Raw genomic sequence first — 21,091 nt, forward strand, 5'->3', positions numbered from 1 at the left:
CGCGCAATGCGCTATCAATGCATTCATCACCATGGCACATTCCTCCTGTACCACTTGGATGTCGTCCAGGGACGATAGTGCCGCTCAGCTGTAGTTGCTCTACAGAGACACCTTTAAAGAACTGGCACTTGTGCCCACGCGGACCGTGCCAACCACAAACATCCCACGCAACAGCGCCACTCCCCTAACTCACTCCCCCTGCAACTCCAGCGGCACCGATGCCACATCCTCATCCGGCCGCGCCAGCTGCCGCTCCCACATCTGCGCATACAAACCGCGCGCCGCCAGCAGGCTCTGGTGGGTGCCGCGTTCGACGATCTTCCCGTGGTCGAGCACGATGATCTGCTGGGCGTCCGCGATCGTCGACAGGCGGTGTGCAATCACCAGGGTCGTGCGGTTCTTCGCGATCTCCTTCAGCTGCGCCTGGATCGCCTGCTCCGACTTCGAATCCAGCGCCGAGGTCGCCTCGTCGAAGATCAGGATCGCCGGGTTTTTCAGCAGGGTACGCGCGATGGCCACCCGCTGCTTCTCGCCGCCCGACAGTTTTAATCCGCGCTCGCCGACCATCGTCTTGTACCCGTCCGGCAGGCTCTCGATGAAATCGTGGATCGAGGCCGCGCGCGCCGCCGCGACGATGTCGGCGTGGCTCGCGCCCGGCCGTCCATAGGCGATGTTGTATTCGATGGTGTCGTTGAACAGCACCGTATCCTGCGGCACGATGCCGATTGCCGCCCGCAGCGACTGCTGGGTGACGCTGCGGATGTCCTGGCCGTCGATGCTGATGGAGCCCTTGTTCACGTCGTAGAAGCGGAACAGCAGGCGCGACAGGGTCGACTTGCCCGAGCCGCTGTGGCCGACCACGGCGGTCGTGGTCCCGGCCGGGATGGCGAAGTCGACATCGAACAGGATCTGGCGCTTGGTCTCGTAGCTGAACTCCACGTGCGAGAATTCCACACGCGCGCCTTTCGCCACCAGCGGCTGGGCGCCGGGCGTATCGGCCACTTCGCGGTTCTGGTCGAGCAGGCCGAACAACCTCTCCATGTCGGCCAGCGCCTGCTTGATCTCGCGGTAGATCACGCCCAGGAAGTTCAGCGGGATGTACAGCTGGATCATGAAGGCGTTCACCAGCACCAGGTCGCCCAGCGTCATGGTGCCGGCAATCACACCCTCGGTCGCGCGCCAGAGGATGAGCGTGACGGCCGTGGCGATGATCAGCGACTGGCCCGTGTTCAGCACCGACAGCGAGGTCTGCGAGCGCACGGCCGCGTTCTCGTAGCTCTGCAGGCCCTGGTCGTAGCGCTTCGCTTCGTAGTCCTCGTTGCCGAAGTATTTCACCGTTTCGTAGTTGATCAGCGAGTCGATGGCCTTGGTGTTGGCCTTCGAGTCGAGGTCGTTCATCGTGCGCCGGAAGTGCGTTCTCCATTCGGTGACCATCACGGTGAAGACGATGTAAGTAACCAGCGCCACCGCGGTGATGATCGAGAACCACTTGTCGTACTTGACCACGAGGTAGCCCAGCACCAGGGTGATTTCGACCAGGGTCGGCAGCACGTTGAAGAGCGAGTACGAGATCAGCGAATTCACGCCGCGCGTGCCGCGTTCGATATCGCGCGTCATGCCGCCGGTCTGGCGGTTCAAATGAAAACGCAGCGACAGCGCGTGCAGGTGGCGGAACACCTTCAGGGCAATCGTGCGCACGGCCCGCTGCGTGACGCGCGCGAACAGGAATTCGCGCAGCTCGGTGAACACCGTGGTCGACAGGCGCAGCAGGCCGTAGGCGATCAGCGCGCCGATCGGCAGCACCAGCAAGGCCTGCGGATGGGCCGGGTCGATCGCCAGCTGGTCGATCAGCTGCTTGAGCACGAGCGGCACACCCACGTTGGCCATCTTGGCGCCGATCAGGGCGCCGAGCGCGGCGATCACGCGCCATTTATAGACCCACAGGTAGGGGAACAGCGTCTTGAGCGTGGCCCAGTCGGTGCGCTGCCTGCCGGTTGCATCGGGTGGCGGGGGGGATGAAGCGGGATGGCGTCGCATGGCAGGGGTCCGGGATTTATGGTTCAATTCGGGACGATTGTAGCTTTTCACGAGAATTCAAGATGACCACCCCCGAAAACACCACCCCTGTCCACACGAACCGCCTGCCGGAAGGAAAGATGCCGCAGCTGCGCGTGATGCCGGCGCCCCATGACGCCAACGTGTACGGAGACGTGTTCGGCGGCTGGATCATGGCCCAGGTCGACATCGCCGGCTCGCTGCCGGCTACCCGCCGCGCGAACGGCCGCGTGGCCACCATCGCCGTGAACTCCTTCCTGTTCAAGAACCCGGTGTTTGTCGGCGACCTGCTCTCCTTCTACGCCGACATCGTCAAGGTCGGCAATACCTCGATCACCGTATATGTCGAGGTGTACGCGGAACGCAACCGCCTGCAGACGAACGTCGTCAAGGTGACCGAGGCGACGCTGACCTATGTCGCCACCGGCGAGGACCGCAAGCCGCGCCAGCTGCCGCCGCTCGAGTCGCTGATCTCGCACCAGTAAGTTGGAGGCGCGCCGGACCTTCCTCCTCGACGCGGCGCGCCTGCTTGCCCTCGGCAGCGCGGGCTTGACCGGCGGCGCCGGCGCGGCAGGTTCCCGCTATCCGTTTTCGCTGGGCGTCGCTTCCGGTTCGCCCCTGCCCCACGCCGTCATCCTGTGGACGCGCATTTTGCCCGATCCGCTCGACGCGGCGTCGGTCTCGCCGCTGGCGCTGACGGTGCGCTGGGAAGTGGCGGAGGATGAAGCCTTTCGCAGGGTCGTCGCCCAGGGCAGCGCGGTCGCCTCGCCTGCGCTCGCGCACAGCGTGCACGTCGACGCCACCGGACTGCGGCCGGACCGCTTCTACTGGTACCGCTTCATGCTGGGCAGTGCCGTCAGCCCGGTCGGGCGCACCCGTACGGCGCCTGCGCCCGAAGCCCTGCCCTCGATGATGAAGCTGGCGGTCGCCTCCTGCCAGCACTGGGAATTCGGTCACTACGCGGCGCACCGCCACATCGCCGCCGCAGCACCGGACCTGGTTGCCTTCCTCGGCGACTACATCTACGAATGGGGTCCCTACCAGCTGCGCCATCCGGCGCGCGCGATCCGCAGCAACGAGTCCTTCACGCTGGCCCAGTACCGCGCCCGCTACGCGCAATACAAGAGCGACCCGGACCTGCAAAGCGCGCATCACGCCGCGCCCTGGATCGTGACCTGGGACGACCACGAAGTGGCCAACGACTACGCCGGCGACATCGACGAGCGTTTATCGACAGACTTCGCCGCCCGCCGCGCCGCCGCCTACCAGGCCTTTTATGAGCACATGCCGCTGCGCCTGCCGCCGCCGCAGGGTGGCCGCTTCGGCTCCATCCGCATGTTCCAGCGCTATGACTGGGGGCGACTCGCGCGCTTCCACATGCTCGACAACCGCCAGTACCGCTCTCCTTTACCCTGCTCGAAACCGGGCCGCGGCGGCTCGAACGTGGTGCTGGCGCGCGCCTGCGATGCGCTGCGCGACCCGAACCGCACGATGCTGGGGCGCGAACAGGAAGCCTGGCTGGCGCAGGGGCTGTCGACCTCGCGCGCACGCTGGAACATCCTGGCCCAGCAGACGCCGATGGCGCAGTCGAGCGGCGTACCGGTGCGCGTGCCCGAGGACGGGCGCTTCTGGACCGATGGCTGGGATGGCTATCCGGTCGCGCGCCGGCGTTTACTGGATACGCTGGTGAAGAGCGGCGCGAAGAATCCGCTGGTACTGGCGGGCGACGTGCATACCTTTTATGCGAGCGAATTGCGGCGCGATTTCGGACGGCCGGTGTCGAAGGCGAATCCGGTAGTCGCGGCGGAATTGTGCGGCACCTCGGTCACCTCGAGTTCGCGGCCGCAGTCCCGTACGCAGGAAAACGTCGAGCGCAATCCGCACATGCTGTACGGGAGAAGCGACCGGCGTGGTTACATGCTGATCGAGGTGACGCCGGACGCAACCCGGACCCGCTTCATGGCGCTCGACGACGTGCGCAATGTGCGCTCCGGCCAGTCGGAAGCCGCCGCGTTCGGGGTGGCCGACGGCTCCCCAGCCCTGCGCCGCCGCTGATCCGCCACAGCCTCCGCAGGGCTGCGCGGGGCACACCAGGTCACGTGGCGTTTCCGTACAGGAATGTTTCGGCAATTGCTGTGTATCCGTCCCGGGTTGGCTTAAAATGCAGTGTCAATTTCGTCAATTCCCGCCATAAAGCCTGCCCGCCATGCCTTCACCACAGCCCGTCCTTTCCACAGTGACCGACGACCTCGGCTGGCTTGCAGGCGGAGGCGAGATGGGGGCGCTGATCCGCTCGATGGACTGGTCGAAGACGCCGCTCGGGCCGCCGCAGGGCTGGCCGCAGAGCCTGCGCACCTCGGTCAGCCTGTGCCTGTCGTCGACCTTCCCCATCCTGGTGGCGTGGGGTCCGGACGACATCCAGATCTACAACGATGCCTATCGCCCGATCTGCGGCGACCTGCATCCGCAGGCGATGGGGGCGCCGTTCAAGGAAATCTGGGCCAGTGCGCTGCCCGTCGTCGGCGACGCCTTCGACCGCGCCCACAAGGGAGAGGGGGCGTATATCCGCGACCAGCGCATGTTCCTCGACCGCCTGGGCTATCTGGAAGAAGCCTTCATGACCTTCTCGTTCTCGCCGATCCGCGACGAGTCGGGCGAAGTCGGCGGCATCTTCCACCCGATTACGGAGTCGACGCCGACGGTGCTCAACGCGCGCCGCACCCGCGGCCTGCGCGAACTGAGCGTGGACATCGCCGACGCCCGCACGCTCGACGAGATCGCACGCGGCATCGCAGCCCAGCATGCGAACCTGGCGCTCGACCTGCCCTTCCTGTTGCTCTACCAGATCGCCGACGACGGCAGGCTGGTACTGCGCTGCAGCGCCGGATGCGATGCCCACCCCATGCTGGCGCCACCCGAGGCAGCCCTGGACGACGCCTGCTGGCCCTTCGCGCGCACGGCGCAGGCGGGTGCGCCGCAACGCATCGACGGCCTGGCGGCGCGCTTCGGCGCAGCCCCTTGCGGGCCGTATGCGGCGGCGCCCGATTCGGCCATGGTGCTGCCGATCGCCCTGCCTGGCCAGGCAGGGCTGTTCGGCTTTGCGGTGGCCGGCGTCAGCGCCGCGCGCGCGCTGGACGCCGATTACTTCAGCTTCTACGACCAGCTCGGCGCAGCCGTCAATACCGCCGTCGGCAACGTGGTCGCCTATGAAAAGGAGCAGCGGCGCGCCGAGGAACTGGCGCAGATCGACCGCGCCAAGACGGTGTTCTTTTCGAACGTCTCGCACGAGTTCCGCACGCCCCTCACGCTGATCCTGGGACCGCTCGAGGATGCGCTGACCGACTCCGCCGAACCGCTGGGAGAGGGCCAGAAAAAACGCATCGACGTCACCCACCGCAATGCCCTGCGCCTGCTCAAGCTGGTCAACTCCCTGCTGGACTTCTCGCGCATCGAAGCGGGCCGGGTGCAGGCGACCTATGTCGCGACCGACCTGGCGCAGCTGACGGCCGACCTGGCCAGCGTGTTCGAATCGGCCATGATGAAGGGCGGCCTGCGCTACGAGGTCGACCTGCAGGATCCCGGCGAGCCGGTCTGGGTCGACCGCGACATGTGGGAAAAGATCGTCTTCAACCTGCTGTCGAACGCGTTCAAGTTCACGCTGCACGGCGGCGTCGCCCTGTCCCTGGCCCGCCACGAGGGCATGGTGCGGCTGTCCGTGCGCGATACCGGCAGCGGCATCCCGGAACACGAACTGCCGCGCGTATTCGAGCGCTTCCACCGCATCGAAGGCACGCCCGGCCGCACCTATGAAGGCACCGGCATCGGCCTGGCACTGATCCAGGAGCTGGTGCGCCTGCACGGCGGCGCGATCTCCGTCCACAGCGTGGAGGGCGAAGGGACCCGCTTCGACGTCGACCTCCCGTTCGGCAGCGCCCACCTGCCCGCGGAGCGCATCGTCGAGCCGCGCAATGCCGGCGACAGCGGCGACAGCGCCGCCGGCGCGCGCATGGGCGCCGCCTTCGTCGAGGAAGCCCTGCGCTGGCTGCCCGACGAACCGGCGCCGGCGGCGGCGCGCCGGCAAACGCACGGCGCCCTGCTGCAGCCGGCCGCGCCGCTGCCGCGCATCCTGATCGCCGACGACAACAACGACATGCGCGCCTACTTGCGGTCGCTGCTCGAGCCGCACGCCGAGGTGAGGGTGTGCGCCGACGGCGAAGCCGCGTACGAAGCGCTGCTGCGCGAGCCGCCCGACCTGCTGCTGAGCGACGTGATGATGCCCCGGCTCGACGGCTTCGGCCTGATCGCCCGGATCCGCGCCGACGAGCGCCTGCGCGACCTGCCGGTGATGCTGCTGTCGGCGCGCGCCGGCGAGGAGGCGAAGGTCGAAGGCCTGCAGTCCGGCGCCGACGACTACCTGGTCAAGCCATTCGCCGCCAATGAGCTGCTGGCGCGCGTGCAGCGCCAGGTGCAGCTGGGCCGCGAGCGGCGCGCGCTGCTGCAGGCCTCGGCCGAGCGCGAAACGTATTTCCGCACGCTGATCGACGTCGCCCCGGTGATGCTGTGGACGACCGACGAACACAACCTGTGCACCTACCTGAGCCGGCGCTGGTCCGAATACACCGGGCGCAGCTGGGAGCAGGACCAGGGCATGGGCTGGCTCGAGAATGTCCACCCGGACGACCTGGACGCCGCGCGCGACACCTTCCTCGCCGCCAGCGCAGAAAGGCGTGCGTTCCGGCTCGACTATCGCCTGCGCCGCCACGACGGCGTGTACCGCTGGTTCATCGACGCCGGCACGCCGCGCCTGGGCGAGGATGGCCGGCTGGAAGGCTATGTCGGCACCGTGACCGACGTGCATGCGCGCACGGTGCTGCAGCAGCGCCTGGAACAGGTGGCGCGCGCCGGCGACATCGGCGTCTGGTACGCGGATGCGCCCTTCGACAACTTCATGATCAACGCCCAGCTGGCCGGGCACCTCGGCCTGGACGGGCAACGCCACGTCGCCATCGACGCCCTGCTGGCCACGCTCGATCCGCGCGACCGGCCGCGCGTAGCGCAGGGCATCGCGCATGCGGTGCAGCATGGCAGCACGCTCGATGTGGAATGCCGCAGCACCGGCGCCGACGGCGACATGCGCTGGCTGCGCGCCGTCGGCTGGTGCGACCTGAACGACAAGGCGCAGCCGGTGCGCTTCGACGGCGTCACCTTCGACATCAGCCGCCACAAGAAGGCCGAACACGAGCTGCAAGGCATGGCGCAGGCGCTCGAAGAGAAGAACCACAGGCAAAGCGAATTCCTGTTTACGCTGGCGCACGAGCTGCGCAACCCGCTCGCGCCGATCCGTACCGGGCTCGAACTGATGCGGGTGAATCCGTCGATGGCGCAATCGGGCAACGTCCAGGGCATGCTCAAGCGCCAGGTCGACCACATGGTGCACCTGGTCGACGACCTGCTCGACATGGCGCGCCTGTCGGAGGGCAAGGTGGAGCTGCGGCGCGTCCACGTGCGCCTGGACGAGGTGGTGAAGGATGCGGTCGAGATGAGCATGCCGCTGATTAACGCCGGCAACCATCGCCTGTCGCTCGCGCTGCCGGAGCTGCCGGTGCTGCTGCACCTCGACCGCCACCGCATTGCCCAGGTGCTGAGCAATCTCGTCAACAACGCGGCCAAATACACGCCGCGTGGCGGTCACATCGAAGTGGAGGCGCGGCTCGACGGCGGCGAAGTGGTGCTGAGCGTGAGCGACAACGGCATCGGGATCGAACCGGCCATGCTGCCCGTGATCTTCGACATGTACGCGCAGGTGCACGATGCCGCCGGCATGGCGCAAGGCGGCCTGGGCGTCGGTTTGAACCTGGTCAAGCGCCTGGTCGAACTCCACGGAGGGCGCGTGCGCGCCGACAGCGCCGGCTTGCAACAGGGCAGCCGCTTCACGGTGCTGCTGCCGCTCGAGGCCCTGCAGGCACCGGCGGACGACGCGGCGCAGGCCCCGGCAGCAACCGACGCTCCTGGCGCCGTGGCGCGCCTGAACATCCTGATCGTCGACGACAACGTCGACGCCGCCCAGACGCTGGGCGACCTGCTGGAGATGGGCGGCCACAGCGTCACGGTCACGCACGACGGCGCCGCCGCGCTGGCGCGCGCGGCGCAGCTGCAGCCCGATGTGGTGTTCCTCGACATCGGCCTGCCCGACCAGAGCGGTTTCGACGTGGCGCCCGCGCTGCGGCGGATCGGGAACATGGCGCACGCTACCCTGGTCGCCCTCACCGGCTGGGGCGCCGCCGAGGACCGCCAGCGATCGTCGGCGGCGGGCTTCGATGCGCACCTGACGAAACCGGCCAATCTGGAGCATGTGGACGCCGTACTGCGGCAGGCGGCGCAGCGGCGCCTGTCGTCCTGACCGGCACGCCCGCTGCGATGCGGGCGATGGCCGCTATGCGTCCGTAAAAGCGGCCAGGTAGAGCAGCACGAACGCCAACACGGTAATCAGTGCGTGGACCAGCACCAGCCATTTCGGCAGCGGGACGCCCTTCAGGTGGTAGACGAGATTCAGGACGATCCCGCCCGCCGAGCCCGCTGCAAACAGGAGCAGCGACAGGAATGCGTAACCGGGCGCATCCAGCGCCAGCGCCGCGTAGGCGAGCAGGGTCAGGCCGGCGGCGGCGAGGAAGCCGTGCATCATCGCGAGCCACGAGGGTGGATTCCTGCCGGAGGAGAACCGGATCAGCCCCATCGCAATGCCGCCCAGCGCGGTCAGGGCAAACAAATACGTCGATACCTGCAGCATCCTGATGGATTCCATTTCCTTCTCCCGTTTCGACAGTTGTTGTTGGTCGCGGCCTGGCGGCCGTTGTCAATACGATATGCCAAAGGGGTTGAGGCCGGCACACTGTTGAGCCCGGCCTGGAATGTGCGCCAACAGGACTATGCAATCGGCGCCGCTTGCCGGAGTACGGCTGTTCGACGGCGCCAAACGCGTGGAGTCAGGACTCCACCTTACTGTCCCGCAGCTCGCGCCGCAGGATCTTGCCGACGTTGGTCTTCGGCAGCGTCTCGCGGAACTCGACGTGGCGCGGGCGCTTGTAGCCGGTCAGCTCGTTCTTGCAGAAGTCGAGCAGCGCCTCGGCGGTGAGCGAAGCGTCCTTCTTGACCACGTAGAGTTTGACGGCCTCGCCCGAATTCTTGTCCGGCACGCCGACGCAGGCCACTTCCAGCACGCCCGGGTGCGAAGCGACCACGTTTTCGACTTCGTTCGGGTAGACGTTAAAACCCGAGACCAGGATCATGTCCTTCTTGCGGTCGACGATGCGGGTGTAACCCTTCTCGTCCATGATGCCGATGTCGCCGGTCTTCATGAAGCCGTCCGGGGTCATGACCTTGGCCGTCTCGTCGTCGCGCTGCCAGTAGCCGGCCATCACCTGCGGGCCGCGCACGGCGATTTCTCCGGACTGGCCGAAGGGCACCGGCTGGTTCGCCTCATCGAGGATCAGCACTTCGGTCGACGGCAGCGGCAGGCCGATGGTGCCCGTGAAATCGCTGATGTCGCAGCGGTTGGCGGTGACGACCGGCGAGGTCTCGGACAGGCCGTAGCCCTCGACGATAGGCGTGCCGGTAATTTTCAACCATTTATCGGCCACCGCCTGCTGCACGGCCATGCCGCCGCCCGGGCAGACCAGGTAGCCGGAATGATCGAGCTTGGCGAAGCCGGGCTGGTTCACCAGGCCGTTGTACAGGGTGTTCACGGCCGGGAAGACGTTGATCTTGTACTTGCCCAGTTCCTTGATGAAGCCGTCCATGTCGCGCGGGTTCGGAATCAGGACGTTCATCGCGCCCATGCGCATGCCCAGCAGCGCGCAGACGGTCAGCGCATAGATGTGGTACAGCGGCAGCGCGCACATGAATTCGATCTGCTTGCCGGCCGGGGCGTTCGCGAGCGAAGGGCCGAACCAGGCTTCGTTCTGCAGCACGTTGGCCAGCACGTTCCGGTGCAGCAGCACGGCGCCCTTCGACACGCCCGTGGTGCCGCCGGTGTACTGCAGGAAGGCGATGTCGTCGTGGCCGAGTTTGACCGGCTTGAAGGTGGTGCGGGCGCCATCAGCGAGCATCTTCTTGAAGGGTGTGCTGCCCGGCAGCGACCAGGCCGGCACCATTTTTTTGACCTTGCGCACGACCAGGTTGACGATGGCTCCCTTCACGCCGCCCAGCAGGTCGCCCATGGAGCCGACGATGACGTGCTTGACCTGGGTGTTCCGGATTACCTGCTGCACCGTGTGCGCGAAGTTTTCCAGCACCACCAGCGCCTCGGCGCCCGAGTCGACCAGCTGGTGCTGCAGTTCGCGCGGGGTGTAGAGCGGGTTGACGTTGACGATGGTGTAGCCGCCGCGCAGGGCCGCCGCCATCGCCACCGGGTATTGCAGCACGTTCGGCAGCATGATCGCCACGCGCGCGCCCGGCTGCAGGCCGCGGCTTTGCAGCCAGGCGGCCATCTGCTGCGACATGCGGTCCAGCTCGCCGTAGGTGATGGCCTTGTCCATGCAGGCAAAGGCGCGTTGGCCCGCGTACTTGCGGAAGGACTCTTCCAGCAAATGGGTCAGGGAGCGGTACTGCGTCGGGTCGATCTCCGCCGGTACGCCAGCCTGGTACGACTTGAGCCAAAACTTGTCCATCTATGCCTCGCCTTCTTAAATCTGTTCAATAAAATGCAAAGCCGCCCGGATAGCCGGGCGGCCCGTACAACCCTGCGCCCTGAAGACGCGTCAGGCTGCTTCTTTGTCCTTCTTGTCCTTCGTTTGCTGCTGTTCGTCGCGCAGCGCACGCCGCAGGATCTTGCCGACGTTGGTCTTCGGCAGCTCGTCGCGGAATTCGATGTACTTCGGCTTTTTATACGCGGTGAACTGCTGCTTGCAGTAGTCCATCAGCGCGCTTTCCGACAGGTTCGGGTCCTTGCGCACCACGAAGGCTTTCACAGCCTCGCCCGAGTTCTCGTCCGGCACGCCGACGATGGCGCATTCGAGCACGCCCGGATGGGCGGCGATGACGCCTTCGAGTTCGTTCGGGTAAACGTTGAAGCCCGAGACCAGGATCATGTCCTTCTTGCGGTCGACGATTTTTACATAGCCGCGCTCGTCCATGATGCCGACGTCGCCCGACTTGAAGAAGCCGTCGGGCGTCATGACCTTGGCCGTTTCGTCCGGGCGGTTCCAGTAGCCGGCCATCACCTGCGGGCCGCGGATCGCGATTTCACCGGGCTGGCCGACCGGCACCGGCTTGCCGTCGTCGTCGAGGATGGCGATGTCGGTCGAGGGCACCGGCAGGCCGATGCTGCCCGTGAATTCCTTCTCGTCGGCGCGGTTGCAGGTGGCGACCGGCGAGGTCTCCGACAGGCCGTAGCCTTCGATGATCGCGCGGCCGGTGACGAGCTTCCACTTGTCGCTGACCGCCTTCTGCACGGCCATGCCGCCGCCGTTGGAGATCTTCAGGCTCGACAGGTCGAGCCTGGCGAAGTCCGGGTGATTGACCAGCGCGTTATACAGCGTGTTCACGGCCGGCAGCATCGTGATCTGGTACTTGCCCAGTTCCTTGATGAAGCCGGGGATGTCGCGCGGGTTCGGGATCAGGATGTTCAGGGCACCGACCCGCATGCCCCACATGGCGCAGGCCGTCAGCGCGAAGATGTGGTACAGCGGCAGCGCGCAGACGATGGTCGGGAAGGCGGCCACCGGCGGCTCGACCATCGCCGGCTGCGACCAGGCTTCGGTCTGCAGCACGTTGGCGATCACGTTGCGATGGGTCAGCGTGGCGCCCTTCGAGACGCCCGTGGTGCCGCCCGTGTACTGCAGGAAGGCGATGTCGGAAGACGTCAGCGTGGCCGGGGTGAACGGCATCTTCGCGCCCTGCGCCAGCGCTTCCTTGAAGCGCACCATGTTCGGCAGCGCGAAGTCCGGCACCATCTTCTTGACGTTGCGCACGACGAAGTTGACCAGCATGCCCTTGGCGCCGCCGAGCATCTCGCCCATGCTGGCGACCACGATATGGCGCACCGGGGTGTTCTTCAGCACCTGCTCGAGCGTGTGCGCGAAGTTTTCCAGCACGATGATCGCTTCGCTGCCGGAGTCCTTCAGCTGGTGTTCGAGTTCGCGCGGCGTGTACAGCGGGTTGACGTTGACGACGGTGTAGCCGGCGCGCAGGATCGCGGCGATCGCGATCGGATACTGGAGGACGTTGGGCATCATCACCGCCACGCGCGCACCCTTGGCCATGCCGCGGCTTTGCAGCCAGCCGGCCAGCTTCTTCGAGCAGGCATCGAGTTCCGCATAGGTGAGGAACTTGTCCATGCACACGAACGCGTTGTTCTGTGCGTACTTCTGGAACGACTCGTCCAGCATGTGTACGAGCGACGTGTACTGGTCAGGATTGATCTCGGCGGGTACGCCGGGCGGATACGACTTCAACCAATTCTTGTCCATCAGTTACCCCTGTCTCCAATAGTATCGTTATGTCCCACATCGGCGCCTGGCGATTCGGCTCGGCGCCGTATGGGCGTGCAGCATGCTTGTGCCTTTGCTATTGCTGAATGTGATGCTATCGGGCAGCGCGCGTAGAAGCAAGCAGTTTTGCGGCGATTGGAACAGGCACTCTACCGCAGGCCTCCGCTGGTGCGCTGCACCACGAAGGTGCCCGGGGGCGCGGCGACGTCGATCAGCTTGATGGCGCGCTGGCGCTCGGCTTTCTCGAGCTTGGCAAGCTGGTTCACCTTGCGGTAGAACGAACCGAAATTCTTCTCGCCGCGCAGCATCGCGCGGAAGGCCGGCACGTAGTCGTTGTAGGTGGCGATCGAGGCCAGGTGGGCGTTCGAGAGCGGCTCGTCGAAGAAGCGGTCGTAGCCGGCATAGCCGCCCCAGTTCGCCTTGAGCACCTGGTACTCGTCCTTCAGCGCGAGGAACAGGCGCGCCTTGGCGACGCGCTTGTCCTCGTCGGGGGCGATGGCCGCGTAGGTACGCTCCAGCTCGCGCCGGTACTTCAGCAGCAGCCCCAGGAAATCCTTGCGCCGCACCGAGTAGCGCTCGTAGGCCTGCCTCATCGCCGGGTTGCCGAAGCGCTCGAGCCAGAGTTCGACGCCGGCCTCTTCCACCGCGCTGGCGAAGGATTCGTTGAAGCGCGAGTCGCCCGGCACATAGGTCACCTGGTGCGCCAGCTCGTGGAAAATCAGGCGCGCCAGTTCGGCGTCGGGGTAGTTGATGAAGGTCGAGATCAGCGGGTCGCGGAACCAGCCGAGGGTCGAGTAGGCGCTCACGCCCCCGACCTCGACGTCACGGCCCTGGGCGCGCAACTGCTTCGCATACGCATCGGCATCGGCCTTGCTGTAGTAGCCGCGGTAGTTCACGCAACCGGCCACCGGGAAGCACCATTGCAGGGGCTTCAGGGACAGCTCGGGCGTGGCGACGACGTTCCACAGCACGTACTTGCGCTTGACGTTGGCGTAGTTGGTGTAGCTGCCGTTATCGGGCAAGCCCATTTGCTGGACGGCGAAGCGGCGGATCTGGCGTGCCGTTTCCAAGCGGTGGCGGAGGGAGGTGTTGGTGGCCGGGTCGGCCAGCCAGTCATCGATGGGGCGGGCGTCGGCGAGGAGTTCGAGCTGGCCCTGGGCGGCCTGGCTGTAGTAATTCAGAGTAGAACAACTGGCAAGTAACGAGACGGCGCCGGCGGCGGCGCTCAGCTTGAGCGCGCGCCGGAAAAAACGGGGGAGTTTAGCGGATAAGTTCTTCATGTCCGGGTTGGGGCGCGGCCTTTTCGACCTGCACCAGGGTGTCGTAGAAAGTGGGCGCCCGACCCATGTCGGTCAGGCGCTGGCTGGTCACTTCATTGGCGTTCTTGCCGTCCTTGGCGAGTTTCTTCCACCAGATCGACAAGCCCACCACGAGGCCCGGTCGCGCTTTCTCGGTCACGCGCGCCTTGGCAATAAAAGAGCCGCGGTCGTTGAAGATACGTGCCATGTCACCGTGGGCGATGCCGCGCGGGGCGGCGTCGTTCGGGTGGATGTCGAGGTGCGGCTCGCCCTCGGTTGCACGTAGGCTCTGTACATTGACAAAGGTTGAGTTGAGGAAGTTCCGTGCCGGCGGAGAAATCATTGCGAGCGGATAGCTCTCTGCCAACTTCGGGTTCGACTTCACCGATTCGTAGGGCGCGATATAGGCCGGCAGCGGATCGAGTCCGTCGACCGCCATCGTGCTCGAATAGAACTCGCACTTGCCCGACGGCGTAGGGAAACCGCCATCGGCGAACGGGGCGTCCGGCATGCTCAGCTTTTGCCAGCCCTTGCGCTTGAGGGATTCCCAGTCGAAGTGGATCGCACGCGGGTGGGACTTGTCGAAGGCCTGGGCGGCCAGCTCGTCGTCGCTCTCCTGGAAGCAGGGGTCGTCGAAACCCATGCGCGCAGCCAGCAGGCGGAAGATCTCCGTGTTCGGCTTGGCCTCGCCCATCGGAGCAATGGCCGCGTTATTCGCCATCATGTACAGGTGGCCATAGGCCAGGTGCGCATCCACGTGCTCGAGCTGGGTCGTGGCCGGCAGCAGGATGTCGGCGTAGTCGGCGCTGTCGGTGCGGAAGTGTTCCAGCACCACCGTGAACAGGTCTTCGCGCTCGAAGCCGGCCTTCACCTTGGCGGAGTCCGGCGCGATCGCCAGGGGGTTGGCGTTGTAGACGATGACGGCTTCGACCTTCGGGCCGAACTCGGGAGAGGCGTCCTTCAACAGGTCGTCGCCGATGGTGGTCATGTTGATCGTGCGCGGCTTGCGCTCGCCCAGCAGGTCGGGGCGCTGCAGCGCCGCGCGGTTAGCCGGGAAGGAACCCGAGGTCGACAGCTGGATGCCGCCGGCCGCGTGGCGCCAGGCGCCGACCAGCGCCGGCAGGCAGCTCATGTTGCGCACCGCCATGCCGCCGCCGCGCGCGCGCTGCACGCCATAATTGCAGCGGATCGCAACCGGCTCGCCCTGCTTCGCCATGCCGCCATACAAACGTGCCAGGTCGATGATTTCCTGAGCCGTGACGCCGCAGGTGTCGGCGGTGCGCTCAGGCGTCCACTCGGCTGCGCGCTCCTTGAGTTCTGCGAAGCCGAGCGTGTGGCGGGCAATGTAGTCGTGGTCGAGCAGGTCTTCCTGGATCAGCACATGCATCAGGCCCAGCGCGAAGGCGGCGTCGGTGCCGGGCAGCAGTGCGATGTGCTGGTGGCACTTCTCGGCCGTCAGCGAGCGGTAGGGATCGATGGCGATCAATTTGGCGCCGCGGCGCTTGGCTTCCTGGGCGCGCATCCAGAAGTGTAGGTTCGAAGCGATCGGGTTGCCGCCCCAGATGATGATCAGCTTCGCATCCTGGAACTGCTCCATGTCGGTGCCGATCGAGGCGCCGACTGTGTACTTGTAGCCCGTAAAACCGGCCGTGGCGCAGATGGTGCGGTCCAGCAGGGAAGCGCCCAGCTTGTTAAAGAAGCGCATCGACATCGCCTCGCCCTGCACCAGGCCCATGGTGCCGCAATAGCTGTAGGGCAGGATCGCCTCGGGATCGCGCGCCGCGATCGGCTTCAAGCGGGCGGCGATTTCGTCGAGTGCGGTATCCCAGCTGATGCGTTCGAATTTGCCTTCACCCTTCTTGCCGACGCGGCGCATCGGGTACAGCACGCGGTCCGGCGAATAGGTGCGCTCGACGTAGCGCGACACTTTGGTGCACAGCACGCCGGCCGTGGTCGGATGCTCCGGATCGCCGCGCACCTCGGTCGCGACGCCGTCTTCGACGGTGACGAGCAAGGCACAGGTATCGGGGCAATCGTGGGGGCAGGCGGCGCGGACTTGGGTGATGGACATCGGGATCAATTCTTGGGAAAAACGTCGAGAAACCAATACTTTAGCTGATTCCGACGACGCTCGTGGCCGGTGCTGGATTTCGCTCGTTGAGACGGGCTACAATAGTTCAAACACTTGCATAGCTGTCCATGCAGCCAGGGAGAACAAGATGAGACTCGTTGAACCTATCCTCGCTTTCCAGACGGAGCTGGAGCAGATCCGCCGCGACCTGCACGCCCACCCCGAACTCAGTTACGAAGAACAGCGCACTTCCGACGTCGTCGCCGCGCGCCTGGCCGAATGGGGCATTCCCGTGGTGCGCGGGCTCGGCAAAACCGGCGTGGTCGGCATCATCAAGAACGGCACGTCGACCCGCGCGATCGGCCTGCGCGCCGACATGGATGCGCTGCCGATGCAGGAGCTCAACACATTTGACCATGCGTCGCGCCACCCCGGCAAGATGCATGCATGCGGCCACGACGGGCATACCGCGATGCTGTTGGGCGCAGCCCACTATTTGTCGCGTCACCGCAACTTCGATGGCACCGTGTACCTGATTTTCCAGCCGGCCGAGGAAGGCGGCGCCGGCGCCCGCAAGATGATCGAGGATGGCCTCTTCGAGCAGTTCCCGATGGATGCGGTGTACGGCATGCACAACTGGCCGGGCCTGCCGGCGGGCAGCTTCGGCGTGATTCCCGGGCCGATGATGGCCTCGAGTAACGAGTTCCGCGTCGTCGTGCAGGGGAAAGGCGCGCACGCCGCCCAGCCGCACCGCGGCATCGACCCGGTGATGGTGGCGGTACAGATCGCGCAAGCCTGGCAGACGATCATCTCGCGCGAAAAGAATCCGCTGGAGACCGCCGTGCTGTCGATCACGCAAATCCACGCCGGCAGCGCGACCAATGTCATTCCCGACGAAGCCGTGCTGATCGGCACCGTCCGCACCTTCTCGACCGGGGTGCTCGACCTGATCGAGCGCCGCATGCAGGAGATGGCGAACGGCGTGGCGGCGGCGTATAACGCAGGCGTCGACTTCGGCTTCAAGCGCAACTATCCGCCGCTGATCAACCATCCCGAGCAGACCGCCTTCGCGGTCGAGGCCATGCAGGCCGTTGTCGGTGCAGCGAACGTGAACACGGCGGTCGAACCGACCATGGGCGCCGAGGATTTCGCCTTCATGCTCCAGGCCAAGCCGGGCTGCTATGTCTTCATCGGCAACGGCGACGGCGATCACCGCGCGGGCGGACACGGACTGGGACCGTGCCAGCTGCATAACGGCAGTTATGATTTTAATGACCAGTTGCTGCCGATCGGGGCGAGTTACTGGGTGCGGCTGGTGGAGACGAGCTTGCCGGCGGCGTGAGGGCGGTATTCGTCGCTTGGTATGTCACTGATGAGTCCGCGTGGGCACAAGTGCCCATGCTACGTGTTCGCCTGTGTAGGGTGGGCACTTGTGCCCACGCGGTCGACCGTTTGCGAACCCACAAGGTCTATGGCAATCGGTCCGATGCGGTCCCCAACCTCTGCCCCGGATTGATCCGCTCCAGCGCCAATAAAGCCGCCGCGTGGTCCGCCTTCCCCAACTCCGCCTCGATCGACTCGTAACTGCGCGCCGCCACCGCCGCCATCGGCAAGGCCAGGCCCACCTCCCCCGCTGCCGCCAGCACATTGCGCAAATCCTTCAGCTGGCTCTTGACCTGCCCACCCGGCACGAAATTCCTCTCCAACATGCGCTGTCCGTGCACCTCGAGCACGCGGCTGCCCGCAAACCCGCCGCGGATCGCATCGCGCACCGCTTCCGGATCGGCCCCCGCCGCCTGGGCCAGCAATAAAGCTTCCGCCACAATATGGATGCTCGCGCCGACGATCAGCTGATTGCATAACTTGGCGACTTGCCCGCTCCCCGCTGGGCCGACCAGCCGCGCGCTCCCCAGCAGGGCGAACAGCGGCAGCGCCTCGTCGAAGTCGGCCAGGCTGCCGCCTGCCATGATCGCCAGCGTCCCCGCCTCGGCGCCGGGCACGCCGCCCGATACCGGCGCATCGAGGAAGCGCATGCCCTGCGCCGCGAGGCGGGCGTGGAAGGCGAGCGCCTCGTCGTGGCGCGTCGAACTCATGTCGATCCAGAGCGCACCCGGGGTCAAGCCCGGCAAGGCCTCCTCGATGGTGGCCGCTACCGCCGGGCCAGCCTCGAGCATCGAGATCACCACCGCGGCGCCTGCCACTGCATCGGCCGGCGAGGCGCACGGCAAAGCGCCGCACGCGGCCAGGTCCTGCGCTTTCGACGTGGTCCGGTTCCAGGCGCGCAGCGGAGCGCCGCCGGCGGCGAGACGGCTTGCCATCGGCCGGCCCATCAGGCCGATTCCGAGAAACGCGACAGTTGGAAAACTCATATGGTTCCTTCATGCGAATTGAGTGAACTACGTGTTTTCGTTGGTACTAGTACAATAATCTATGGTGCCAGCATGGACTGGCGCCTTTCTAACGAAAGCAATTATGTTCTCACTTCAAAAACAACTTGGGATTTTTCTTGGCGCAAGCGTCCTGATCGTGGGCCCGGCGTTCGCGGCCGATAACGGCTTGGTCGACTCGGCCTCGTTCGACTACGGCAGCGGCGCCAAGGTGCGCATGGTGCGCGTGGGCCTGCAGAAGAACTGGGACCCGAGCTGGCGCTGGCTGGCCTCGAACGGGCGCCACCTGTCCGGCTACTGGGACGTGTCGGCCGCCTATTGGCGCGGCAGCGCCTACCGCGGCGTGCGCGGGCAACGCCAGAACATCGGCGTCATCGGCTTTACCCCAGTCGTGCGCTACCAGCGCGACGACAAGCTCGGGTGGTATGTCGAAGGCGGCATCGGCGCCAACCTGCTCTCCGAGCTCTACGACAACTACGACAACAAGCTGAGTACCGCCTTCCAGTTCGGCGACCATGTCGGTATCGGCTACGTCACGCAGAACAAATGGGATCTTGGCTTGCGCTTCCAGCACTACTCGAACGCCAGCATCAAGCGGCCCAACAGCGGCGTCAATTTCGTGATCGCCAGTGCCCGCTATAACTTCTGACCCGCCTGCGTTGCCCGGGACCATCCTTCTCGACACCCTGCCCGCTTGAAATCGGCATTTGCCGAATTATGTGACAATCCGATCGGGCGCACGCACCCGCGCGCGCCCGACCGGATGAGGGCCGATTGAATAGTTCCAGCGTCAAGACTTACCTCCCGTGGCTCGTCGCCACCGCCCTGTTCATGGAGCAGCTCGACGCCACGGTCGTCAACACTGCCATCCCCAGCATTGCGGCCAGCCTCGGGGTTACGCCGCTGAGCCTGAAGTCGGTCGTCACCAGCTATATCCTCGGCCTCGCGGTCGGCATCCCCGTCAGCGGCTGGATGGCCGACCGCTACGGCACCCGCCTCGTCTTCCTGATCGCCATCGGCATTTTTACGCTGGCGTCCGTGCTGTGCGGCCTCGCTCCGAATGCGGAAATGATGACGGCGGCGCGCCTGCTGCAGGGTCTGGGCGGGGCCATGATGATGCCCGTCGGCCGGCTGGCGATCGTGCGCACCTTCCCGAAATCGGAATTGCTGGGAGCGATGAACTTCGTCATCATTCCGGCGCTCATTGGTCCCCTGCTGGGGCCGACTGTCGGCGGCCTGATCGTGCACTGGACCTCGTGGCGGGCGATCTTCTTCATCAACATCCCTTTCGGCCTGGTGGCGATGTACCTGGTCTGGCGCCATATGCCCGACTACCGCGCCGACGAGCGCCGTCCCCTCGATGTGATCGGCCTGATCCTGTTCAGTTCGGGAACGGCGATCCTGTCCTGGCTGCTGGAAGTGTTCGGCGAGCATACGCTCAGCGGCGCCACCATGAGCCTGATGCTGGCGGTGTCGCTCGGCCTGCTGGCGGCCTACGCCTGGCACGCCTCGCGCAGCGTTCACCCCCTGCTGCAGTTGACCCTTTTAAAAGTGCGCACCTTCCGGATTTCGGTGATTGGCGGCTTCGTGACGCGTCTTGGGATCGGCGGCCTGCCCTTCCTGCTGCCGCTGCTGTACCAGCTCGGGTTGGGACTGCCCGCCTGGCAGTCGGGCTTGCTGATGATGCCGTCGGCCGCGGCGGCGATGGGCATGAAACTGATCGCGCCGAAGGTGCTGGCGCGCTTCGGCTATCGCCAGGTATTGGTGGTCAACACGCTGTGCATCGGGGTGACGATCGGCCTGTTCGGCCTGGTCGGACGCGACACGCCGCTAGCGGCGATCGTCTGCATCAGCCTGATGCAGGGCTTCTTCAATTCGCTGCAGTTTTCCAGCATGAATACCCTGGCCTACGCCGACATCGAATCGAAGGACTCGAGCATGGCGAGCACGATCTCGAGCTCGTTCCAGCAACTGTCGATGAGTTTCGGCCTGGCGACCGGCTCCCTCGTCACCGCCTGGTTCTTGGGGCGCATACCGCAGACCAACCAGGTACTCGTTACCGACGCCCTGCACCGCGGCTTCTGGGCCCTGGCCCTGATGACGGTGATCTCCGCCGCCGTGTTCTGGCGCCTGCGCAAATCCGACGGCGACAGCATCAGCCGCGGTCGCGCGAACGCCACGCAGGCCGAGCCGGTCGCGCAGTAGCGCTTTGTCTGTCAGGAAGGCGTCGTCGCCGACGCCCCCGTCAACCGTCCCAGCAGCTTCTCGCGATTGTTCATCACGAAGCCGACGAAGACATGTTCCTTGACGGCGAGCCGCACGATGCCCGGCAGCAGCGGATAGCAGAACACCGCCACCTTCCTCACCGCCTCATCGTTCGACAAGGCCGCCCGCGCTGCCGTCTCGCTGCCACCCAGCAGCGGCATGAGCGAAGCGCGATGGCGACAAACGATGGCATTGAGGGGAGCAGCCAGCTTGTCGGATAAACCCGTGGTATCGGACATGTCGAGCATATGTATCTCCGCGGAAAGGTAACCGGGAGAGCATGCGCCCTGCACGCCCGCATGAGATGAGCTAACGCAAGGACGGTCACCTGTATCGGCTACGCTTGATCACCCGGCGGCGTATATACCAAATCGTTCACAAGACAAATCGGCCGCCCAAACGCAAAAAACCCCGCAGAGATCACTCTGCGGGGTTTTGCTTATAACTAGCCTGACGATAACCTACTTTCACACTGGTTGCAGCACTATCATCGGCGCAAAGTCGTTTCACGGTCCTGTTCGGGATGGG

14 protein-coding genes are annotated in these 21,091 nt (G+C 65.6%); 6 read left to right on the forward strand and 8 right to left on the reverse strand.

The features are described 5' to 3' along the window. Window positions 1-189 precede the first annotated feature (189 nt). A complete protein-coding gene (locus tag ACWCIA_RS22460; RefSeq protein WP_454166707.1) occupies window positions 190-2,037 on the reverse strand; it encodes an ABCB family ABC transporter ATP-binding protein/permease in 1,848 nt (615 codons plus the stop codon). 62 nt (window positions 2,038-2,099) lie between these two features. Here ACWCIA_RS22460 and ACWCIA_RS22465 point away from each other — a divergent pair, with 62 nt between their 5' ends. The 3 genes from ACWCIA_RS22465 to ACWCIA_RS22475 all read left to right on the forward strand — a co-directional run bounded on the left by ACWCIA_RS22465 (window position 2,100) and on the right by ACWCIA_RS22475 (window position 8,455). Continuing rightward, on the forward strand, window positions 2,100-2,540 hold the full coding sequence (locus ACWCIA_RS22465) for an acyl-CoA thioesterase (RefSeq protein ID WP_379739296.1): 441 nt from the start codon (window positions 2,100-2,102) through the stop codon (window positions 2,538-2,540). A gap of 1 nt (window position 2,541) precedes the next feature. Next, the gene (locus ACWCIA_RS22470; RefSeq protein WP_454166708.1) at window positions 2,542-4,110 is read left to right on the forward strand and encodes an alkaline phosphatase D family protein; all 1,569 of its coding nucleotides are present in this window, start codon (window positions 2,542-2,544) and stop codon (window positions 4,108-4,110) included. 151 nt (window positions 4,111-4,261) lie between these two features. After that, the gene (locus ACWCIA_RS22475) at window positions 4,262-8,455 is read left to right on the forward strand and encodes an ATP-binding protein (protein WP_454166709.1); all 4,194 of its coding nucleotides are present in this window, start codon (window positions 4,262-4,264) and stop codon (window positions 8,453-8,455) included. A 33-nt stretch (window positions 8,456-8,488) separates the two neighbouring features. On the opposite strand, the gene ACWCIA_RS22480 is transcribed toward ACWCIA_RS22475, so the two are convergent. The 5 genes from ACWCIA_RS22480 to ACWCIA_RS22500 all read right to left on the reverse strand — a co-directional run bounded on the left by ACWCIA_RS22480 (window position 8,489) and on the right by ACWCIA_RS22500 (window position 15,911). Further along, window positions 8,489-8,857, reverse strand: coding sequence for a hypothetical protein (locus tag ACWCIA_RS22480; RefSeq protein ID WP_454166710.1), 369 nt, complete (start codon window positions 8,855-8,857; stop codon window positions 8,489-8,491). 181 nt (window positions 8,858-9,038) lie between these two features. Continuing rightward, on the reverse strand, window positions 9,039-10,721 hold the full coding sequence (locus ACWCIA_RS22485) for a long-chain-fatty-acid--CoA ligase (protein ID WP_454166711.1): 1,683 nt from the start codon (window positions 10,719-10,721) through the stop codon (window positions 9,039-9,041). 90 nt (window positions 10,722-10,811) lie between these two features. Then, window positions 10,812-12,521, reverse strand: coding sequence for a long-chain-fatty-acid--CoA ligase (locus ACWCIA_RS22490; RefSeq protein WP_454166712.1), 1,710 nt, complete (start codon window positions 12,519-12,521; stop codon window positions 10,812-10,814). Between the two features lie 170 nt (window positions 12,522-12,691). Beyond that, on the reverse strand, window positions 12,692-13,822 hold the full coding sequence (locus tag ACWCIA_RS22495) for an aminopeptidase (protein WP_454166713.1): 1,131 nt from the start codon (window positions 13,820-13,822) through the stop codon (window positions 12,692-12,694). Next, window positions 13,803-15,911 carry a molybdopterin-containing oxidoreductase family protein gene (locus ACWCIA_RS22500; RefSeq protein WP_454166714.1) on the reverse strand — a complete coding sequence of 703 codons (2,109 nt, stop codon included), beginning with the start codon at window positions 15,909-15,911 and terminating at the stop codon, window positions 13,803-13,805. Before ACWCIA_RS22500 ends, ACWCIA_RS22495 begins: the two co-directional genes overlap by 20 nt. A gap of 148 nt (window positions 15,912-16,059) precedes the next feature. Between ACWCIA_RS22500 and ACWCIA_RS22505 the strand changes: the two genes are divergently transcribed. Then, complete coding sequence (locus ACWCIA_RS22505) at window positions 16,060-17,253, forward strand: M20 aminoacylase family protein (RefSeq protein WP_454166715.1); 1,194 nt, start codon at window positions 16,060-16,062, stop codon at window positions 17,251-17,253. A gap of 127 nt (window positions 17,254-17,380) precedes the next feature. Here the strand turns inward: ACWCIA_RS22505 and ACWCIA_RS22510 are convergent, their stop codons facing one another. After that, on the reverse strand, window positions 17,381-18,280 hold the full coding sequence (locus tag ACWCIA_RS22510) for an NAD(P)-dependent oxidoreductase (protein WP_454166716.1): 900 nt from the start codon (window positions 18,278-18,280) through the stop codon (window positions 17,381-17,383). A gap of 103 nt (window positions 18,281-18,383) precedes the next feature. Here ACWCIA_RS22510 and ACWCIA_RS22515 point away from each other — a divergent pair, with 103 nt between their 5' ends. Further along, window positions 18,384-18,947: an acyloxyacyl hydrolase gene (locus ACWCIA_RS22515; RefSeq protein WP_454166717.1), complete on the forward strand. Its 564-nt coding sequence runs from the start codon at window positions 18,384-18,386 to the stop codon at window positions 18,945-18,947. Window positions 18,948-19,072: 125 nt separating this feature from the next. Beyond that, a complete protein-coding gene (locus ACWCIA_RS22520) occupies window positions 19,073-20,503 on the forward strand; it encodes a DHA2 family efflux MFS transporter permease subunit (protein ID WP_454166718.1) in 1,431 nt (476 codons plus the stop codon). An 11-nt stretch (window positions 20,504-20,514) separates the two neighbouring features. On the opposite strand, the gene ACWCIA_RS22525 is transcribed toward ACWCIA_RS22520, so the two are convergent. Further along, window positions 20,515-20,811, reverse strand: coding sequence for a hypothetical protein (locus ACWCIA_RS22525; RefSeq protein ID WP_454166719.1), 297 nt, complete (start codon window positions 20,809-20,811; stop codon window positions 20,515-20,517). Between the last annotated feature and the right edge of the window lie 280 nt (window positions 20,812-21,091).

Source organism: Massilia sp. SYSU DXS3249 (assembly GCF_053668055.1).

Bases quoted from the DNA above. Each gene is read 5' to 3' on its own strand.
- ACWCIA_RS22510 (WP_454166716.1), bottom strand. From the start codon at position 18,280: ATGAGTTTTCCAACTGTCGCGTTTCTCGGAATCGGCCTGATGGGCCGG.
- ACWCIA_RS22505 (WP_454166715.1), top strand. From the start codon at position 16,060: ATGAGACTCGTTGAACCTATCCTCGCTTTCCAGACGGAGCTGGAGCAG.
- ACWCIA_RS22465 (WP_379739296.1), top strand. From the start codon at position 2,100: ATGACCACCCCCGAAAACACCACCCCTGTCCACACGAACCGCCTGCCG.
- ACWCIA_RS22490 (WP_454166712.1), bottom strand. From the start codon at position 12,521: ATGGACAAGAATTGGTTGAAGTCGTATCCGCCCGGCGTACCCGCCGAG.
- ACWCIA_RS22515 (WP_454166717.1), top strand. From the start codon at position 18,384: ATGTTCTCACTTCAAAAACAACTTGGGATTTTTCTTGGCGCAAGCGTC.
- ACWCIA_RS22475 (WP_454166709.1), top strand. From the start codon at position 4,262: ATGCCTTCACCACAGCCCGTCCTTTCCACAGTGACCGACGACCTCGGC.
- ACWCIA_RS22495 (WP_454166713.1), bottom strand. From the start codon at position 13,822: ATGAAGAACTTATCCGCTAAACTCCCCCGTTTTTTCCGGCGCGCGCTC.
- ACWCIA_RS22500 (WP_454166714.1), bottom strand. From the start codon at position 15,911: ATGTCCATCACCCAAGTCCGCGCCGCCTGCCCCCACGATTGCCCCGAT.
- ACWCIA_RS22525 (WP_454166719.1), bottom strand. From the start codon at position 20,811: ATGCTCGACATGTCCGATACCACGGGTTTATCCGACAAGCTGGCTGCT.
- ACWCIA_RS22480 (WP_454166710.1), bottom strand. From the start codon at position 8,857: ATGGAATCCATCAGGATGCTGCAGGTATCGACGTATTTGTTTGCCCTG.
- ACWCIA_RS22460 (WP_454166707.1), bottom strand. From the start codon at position 2,037: ATGCGACGCCATCCCGCTTCATCCCCCCCGCCACCCGATGCAACCGGC.
- ACWCIA_RS22485 (WP_454166711.1), bottom strand. From the start codon at position 10,721: ATGGACAAGTTTTGGCTCAAGTCGTACCAGGCTGGCGTACCGGCGGAG.